The 6005-nt window shown below is 40.2% G+C and carries 4 protein-coding genes; 2 read left to right on the top strand and 2 right to left on the bottom strand.

Annotation, left to right across the window (positions count from 1 at the left end; genetic code table 11):
• Window positions 1–590 precede the first annotated feature (590 nt).
• Both OQ5_RS0117440 and OQ5_RS0117435 read left to right on the top strand, forming a co-directional pair.
• Window positions 591–2216, top strand: coding sequence for a glycoside hydrolase (locus tag OQ5_RS0117440; protein WP_016778714.1), 1626 nt, complete (start codon window positions 591–593; stop codon window positions 2214–2216).
• Between the two features lie 48 nt (window positions 2217–2264).
• The gene (locus tag OQ5_RS0117435) at window positions 2265–4130 is read left to right on the top strand and encodes a right-handed parallel beta-helix repeat-containing protein (RefSeq protein ID WP_016778713.1); all 1866 of its coding nucleotides are present in this window, start codon (window positions 2265–2267) and stop codon (window positions 4128–4130) included.
• A 597-nt stretch (window positions 4131–4727) separates the two neighbouring features.
• On the opposite strand, the gene OQ5_RS0117430 is transcribed toward OQ5_RS0117435, so the two are convergent.
• A complete protein-coding gene (locus OQ5_RS0117430; RefSeq protein WP_016778712.1) occupies window positions 4728–4946 on the bottom strand; it encodes a hypothetical protein in 219 nt (72 codons plus the stop codon).
• A gap of 68 nt (window positions 4947–5014) precedes the next feature.
• The gene (locus OQ5_RS0117425) at window positions 5015–5650 is read right to left on the bottom strand and encodes a DUF169 domain-containing protein (protein ID WP_176694098.1); all 636 of its coding nucleotides are present in this window, start codon (window positions 5648–5650) and stop codon (window positions 5015–5017) included.
• Window positions 5651–6005 lie beyond the last annotated feature (355 nt).

Below are 6005 nucleotides of genomic sequence, written 5' to 3'. Positions count from 1 at the left end.
TATGCTTTTTATACTGCACTCATTCAATTTAATAGAATCATTAACCTGCTTTATTCATAAGTTTTCGTCATGAGATGTTCAAATATCAAAAAACGCAAGCAACCGCAGACAAATTTGATGCAGGAAATAGTGAACTATTTTCAAATCAAATTTGATGAGGACGCCTTGTGTTTTGCCGATAGTTGAGCATCGTAATAGATAATTTGTGAATAATGCAGGTTAAATAGCGGGCAACAGGCAGAATGCAGAAGTTAGATGTTAAAAATCAGACGCTATAAAGTTTGATATTAGATAATAGTATCTCTGCCACTCTTTCCAAACGCTGAACCATCTTAGGAGCGGTTGCTTGCTTGCAAGAATTTATGGTCATAGCAACCAATTGTAAGTCTCAAATATCTCATAATAAAAATCTTGCGACTTTAAGAATCTGTAGCATTTGTCTGGGATAGCATAGTGTCTTGTTTTGATAAGCATAATCATCAAAAATATCCTCTTATTACACAAAAAATTCCCCATAAAGAAAGAAGCGGTTGCTTAGCTTTGGAATTAAATTTTTGAAATTAAATTTTTTCCTGGCTAATAGCAGAACTATGGTTTCTTTAAAAAAATTAAGAACAATTCCTCTCTTTTTTGTACTTGTGGTCATCTTTTCCATAACGGCCTGTAGTGACGATGAAAACAAAGATGATGTGGAAAAGATTGCAAAACTCTCATTTGATGAAAGTTCTTTGCCTGATATGTTGGATGCTGATGGTGGAACTGTTACAATCGAGGTGAATTGGGCATATACAGAATGGGAAGTTACTCAAGAGGTAATTGCCGGTAATGAGTTTATAACAGATATTTCACCTCTGGCTGGAGGTGATTCCGAAGTGGGAACCGGCACTACAATGTTGGAAATAACTTTTGGTGCCAACAATCAATCGGCGGAGAATCAGCAAAAAATTAATATCAACTCCATAACACATGATTTATCTGATGAGATCGTTTTAAAACAGTCAGGGAAAGTGATCCAGACAATACTGGTTAACGTTAATCCCGATGTCGTTCATCAGACCATCAGCGGCTTTGGAGGTGCTAATATGATTTGGGGAACAGATTACCTGAATTCAGATGAAATGGATATGGCTTTTGGAACCGGGGAAGACCAGCTGGGGCTTTCCATTTATCGAGTGCGATTATCTTCCAATAAGAATGATTGGGAGGGTTTGGTCAATTCAATTAAAATGGCCAATGATCGAAACGCAAAAGTGTTGGCAAGCCCATGGTCGCCCCCTGCCAAATGGAAAAGCAATAACAGCACCAACGGAGGAGGATACTTGTTGGAAGAGCATTATGCCGATTTTGCCAGCTACATCAATGAATTTATTCAATTCATGGCCGACAACGGAGCAACTGTTGACGTGGTATCCGTCCAGAATGAACCCGACTGGGAGGTTTCCTACGAAGGATGTGAATACACTGTAGATCAGATGTTCAATTTTGTGAAAAACCATACCGGGAATATTGAAGGAGCTGAAGTCCTTGCTGCTGAATCGCTGAACACCAATCATGCTTATACCGATGACATTCTGAACGATGCCACAGCGGTAAATAACATTGACATTGTTGGGGGACATCTATACGGAGGCGGCCTGGCTGCTTACCCCCTTGTCCATGAAAAAAGCAAAGAACTCTGGATGACCGAACATCTGATGAACCTGGACAGCGGCAATCATCCCGAAAACTGGACTGAAGATACCGATGAGGAAGTCATCTGGGATGAAACAATGGATATGTTGGAGGAGATACACGCCACAATGGTATTTGATTGGAACGCCTATATATGGTGGTACATCCGAAGGTATTACAGTTTTTTAGGTGATGGTGAAAAAGGAACAGAGCGCGGCACAATACTAAAACGGGGCTACGCATTTTCGCAATATTCCAAATTTGTTCGTCCCGGTTATCAACGGGTTGATGTCAGTTCGGAAGGTGGTTCTGCTTTAAAAATTACGGCCTATAAGGGTGAGGACAATATCGTTATTGTGGCCATCAATTCATCCGAATATTCCTCTAAAACTATTGAGGTTTCAGTGCCTGCAGAGGTTTCGTCGGCCAGTGCCTATACTACTTCGGTAGATCACGATCGTCAAAAGTTTGATGATATTATCACTGAGGATAAAATTATTGTGGAATTGCCCAGGGAAAGTATTACAACGGTTGTACTAAAATAGCTAAGGGTTTAAATTTTTCTGTTCAAACAAATTAAAGACCAAAACAATATGAAAAAGAATCGTTTTTTATTGAAATTCAGTCTGATATTCATATCAGCTCTTGGGCTTGTTTCTTGCCAGTCACCTGAATCTGATGAAGGTAACAAAACCGGGGAGGTTGTTTTCGGCCCTGTTGATAAAGTTTATGAATTGCCCGATGTGCCGGGAACCATTTACTATGTAGCCCCTGATGGCGATGTTGATTCAGATGGCACATCTCTTGATTCGCCAACAACCATAGAGTCAGCTGTTGCCAGGGTGGTGACAGGTGATGCTATTGTAATGCGTGGTGGAACCTACCGTACCGGAAATCTGACCTTTAACCAGGGCGTTACCATTCAGCCTTATCAGGACGAAAAGCCGGTATTGAAAGGGACATTTGAAGCTACAGAGTGGGAGCAGGATGAAGACGGAGTTTGGTTTACCCGATGGGAACGTCTTTTCCCTGGAGAACCTGAGTCGTGGTGGAGAGAAGAGCGAAATATTAAGTTTACCCCCCTTCACAGGTTTAATAATGACGGTGTTTTTGTGAATAGTCAATACCTTCAGTCTGCCGGTAGTAAGGAAGAACTGGATGGAGGGACTTTCTTCGTGGATTACGATGCAAAAAAGATTTATCTCGGGCAGGATCCTTCTGATAAGCTGGTTGAAATAACTGCTTTCAGGAAAGCTATTTTCAGAACCAGCGGAGAAACCAATGGAAAGGAAAATGACGGCAAAGGGCCGGTTATCAAGGGATTAACCATTACCCAGTATCCTGATACAATGGTGCATATTGACGGATATTATCCACAGGGAATCTCATCCGAAGAGGAGCACGGTAATGATGTAGTGGGAACAGTTTTTGAAAATTGTACTTTCTCAAATTGTTTTCGCATTGGAGTATTTGCAATTGGTGACAGTATGGTAATGCGCAATTGTAAGATAGAGGATACCAATACCGAAGGGCTATATGTGGTCGCATCCGATGATGTAATTCTGGAGCGCAACATTTTTGCCCATAATAATATTGAGAAATGGACCGGGTATTTCCCGGCGGCTGTGAAAATATTTAACCAGTGCCATCGTGTTGTTTGTCGCGAAAACCTGGTTACCAACCATCCCAACTCAAATGGTATTTGGTATGATGTTGGAAATGTTGACGGTGTGTTTGTCAACAATCGGATCGAAAAAGTGGGCAGTCCCGAAGGACCTTTTCGAAACGATCAGGTTTGGCCCAGCAGAAATGGCTTCTTCTTTGAGATTTCGAAAGGGGTGACTGTTGCAGGCAACGAGTTTGTGAACAACAATCAGGGAATGCTCATACTTAACAGTTGCGATGCTAAAGTGTATAACAATACCTTCATTAACAGTCGCGCCACTTTTGGCCGTGATGACCGGGGCGATGATCCCGATCACTTTGGCTGGCATGTAACCAGCGGACCCGGAGTGGAAGAGCGTGAAAACCATATTTTTGTGAATAATCTTATGGTTGACACCATGGGACTGGAGTCTCCATTGCTGTATGTATGGCAACCATCAGATATGTGCGAAAGGCTTAGTGAACCAACATTAAAGGCTCTCGACCATAATGTTTTTGTCAAAACGAAAAACGAAGAGAGTCCGCTTATCACGCTCTGGAGCCCTGCCGATAATGAAGATTGCCAGGCCGAAATTGCTGATCCTGCTGAGTTGAATGCTTTGTATGAAGAATTTGAAACCAACAGTAAATTTTACAATGGCTATGACGGTGTCTTGTTTAGCGGAAGCGATCCGTTGAATATTAAGACTTCTCCGGATTTTGACGGACATAAAGTGGCTACAGCTATTCCGGAATATGTAAAGAAAGCTGCAGGCTGGTCTGAGGCAGTGGATAGCTTTATTGGAGCCCGTTAGCAGGTGCCGGAAGTTAGATGGTTAGATATAAGTAGTTTAGTCCGTAGTGGTTAGTAATTGACAGGCAGAAGTGTTAAATTTTGCAGAGAAGAATTTTGCCGGAAGTACCGATAATTGGCCTGATAAGCAAAAATCCAACTCTGCAAACCAAATGATTGATATAGAGTGTTTTGTAATTTGAGTTAGATAGATGTAGTCAGTAGGCTAATAGGCCAATAGATCAGTTGATCAGAATGAGATCAGGCCAAAAAGTGATACGGCCGGCAGGTGATTTGACGCTTAGCCCAGAACACTTCCGTGTTCTATTTCTAAGCAATGGTTCATTTAATCTTTTACTATCACAGCGATTACACGGATGTGCCCTGTTTTTACTAATTTTATTAAGTGATGATCTGTAGCATTCGTGTCCTCAGTATATCTGAAAATCTGTCGATCTGTTAAATTAAGTACGACTAAAAATATAAGAGGGTGCTTTCGGGAAGGAAGTACCCTCTTTTTGATAGGGACTATATGTATATGTTTTGCCAATCAATAATGAATTTTTGGGGCGTAGTCTGCCGGAAAAGTGTTTATTAATTCGGGAACCAGGCATTTTTATCAACCAAGATTTGGATCAATACTACCGTCGGGTAGCATGTTGTCGGGATGATATATGCCATTTTCCTCCATTTGATACCGTTTGCAGTTATTCCAGTTTCCCATGCAATATTCCTCGATCCATTTTTTATCCAGTTTTCCTTGTTCATAGAAACGCTTCATTGGACAAACAGGAAACCATTTGCAATTTTCTTTATGAGTAGTGGTTTTTAACGACATACTTTATTTTTACAGGTTAAACTTTTGGCTATAAAATGTAAGAAGAAACCAACATAGCAAAGTTTGTTCTATTGATAGATATCCTGTGGGTTCAATGAATTTAAAAGAATCCCCGTTATTTTCTGTGGAATTCCCATAACTACTTCGTCGTGATGTATACCTCCGGTTTTTCTTGATTCCGGGCAGCCAAATGATACGGTTACTTCTTCGTTTTGAAGCGTTTTTGAAAATACATTTCCACATACCGACAGAAGAGAATAGGGAGAAATTGAGACATTAATTCCGTGTTTGGCCAGTGCATGCGTCACTGCAGTAACGTTGGCCGGTTGCAGATAGATAATATAAAGGTCGGGTTGAATTCTTTCTTCCATATAGTCGGTGATGCCGAGGCTTATATTTTTTATTTCGGTCTGTTTAGGGATGTCTTTGAGCGTTTCGTCAACAAATTGATTCGGAATGTCGTTTCTGTCCGAAATGATTTCTGCCAGTTGTCGGTCGTCTTTGTCAAAGCCAATACTTCGTCTGGCTGCGGGACATTCTGTATTTTTGTTGTTGAGTTGTAGCGGGAGCCCGAAAGAGCAGGCTACGGCCTCGCAAAATTTCATCTTCTTTACAGGAACGTTAATGAAAAATTCTTTAAAATCACCGTTAATTTTTATTCCCGTACACTTTTGTCCGAAAAGTTTCTTTAATTCCGATATCATATTTTTGAAATTTATCAACAAAGATAAATGAACCATCGTTCACTTAAAAATTATTTAGATTAATTTTGAATAAAAAACGGGAGACATTAGTTTTCTGTTACATCCTATTCATGAAGGGCGAGGAGATTTTAGTTGAAATACCTACTTGAAGGGGGATGTTCGATAAAAAGCCTAAACGCAGAGATGCAATGGTGCATAGTTTTTATTTCGACAGAATTGTGATTTGATTTGCAATTGGAATCAGTATATTTGAGATTTACACATATTGTAAAAATTTATGTGAGTTTTTAGACAAGCACTAACTAAGGCTTGATTGATACCTGCAATGAGTTTTAATCATGAGGTTTATATTTTA

It is taken from the genome of Anaerophaga thermohalophila str. Valhall (assembly GCF_000250735.1).
Taxonomy (GTDB): Bacteria; Bacteroidota; Bacteroidia; order Bacteroidales; family Marinilabiliaceae; genus Anaerophaga; species Anaerophaga thermohalophila_A.
The sequence above is the reverse complement of the archived record's forward strand: the minus strand, read 5'-3'. Positions and strand labels throughout refer to the sequence as shown.

What these genes read in the sequence shown, in the direction of transcription:
- OQ5_RS0117430 (WP_016778712.1), bottom strand. Translation starts at nt 4,946, where the DNA reads ATGTCGTTAAAAACCACTACTCATAAAGAAAATTGCAAATGGTTTCCT.
- OQ5_RS0117425 (WP_176694098.1), bottom strand. Translation starts at nt 5,650, where the DNA reads ATGATATCGGAATTAAAGAAACTTTTCGGACAAAAGTGTACGGGAATA.
- OQ5_RS0117440 (WP_016778714.1), top strand. Translation starts at nt 591, where the DNA reads ATGGTTTCTTTAAAAAAATTAAGAACAATTCCTCTCTTTTTTGTACTT.
- OQ5_RS0117435 (WP_016778713.1), top strand. Translation starts at nt 2,265, where the DNA reads ATGAAAAAGAATCGTTTTTTATTGAAATTCAGTCTGATATTCATATCA.